This window comes from Pseudomonas sp. SIMBA_068, from assembly GCF_046534705.1.
GTDB classification, from domain to species: Bacteria; Pseudomonadota; Gammaproteobacteria; order Pseudomonadales; family Pseudomonadaceae; genus Aquipseudomonas; species Aquipseudomonas putida.
This window is the reverse complement of sequence record NZ_JAWRYI010000751.1, coordinates 1-263: the sequence shown is the minus strand read 5'-3', so window position 1 is coordinate 263 and position 263 is coordinate 1. Positions and strand designations below refer to the sequence as shown.

General features: G+C 52.1%; 1 pseudogene. It reads right to left on the bottom strand.

What is annotated here, in order from left to right:
- Positions 1–263 (bottom strand): annotated as a pseudogene (locus tag SB756_RS31280) (carboxy-S-adenosyl-L-methionine synthase CmoA); the annotation flags it as partial.

The following is a 263-nucleotide window of genomic DNA, read 5'->3' as shown; positions in this document are numbered from 1 at the left end:
GCCATCGACAACTCCCCGGCGATGGCAATAATTTTGCAATTATCATGATGAATGTTGCGACGCACCGAGAGCGTCGCCGCGCCCAGAGAACAACCCAGATCGTAAACCTGCGTACCAGGTTGAACGAAGCGCTCGGCTAACATACCAATCATGGAAATAATATTGGAATAGCCGGGTACGGAACGCTGGATCATATCCGGGAAGACTTCAGCTACCCGTTCATCAAAGGTCCAGTCGCCCAGTCTGGCGATAGGGGCAGAAAA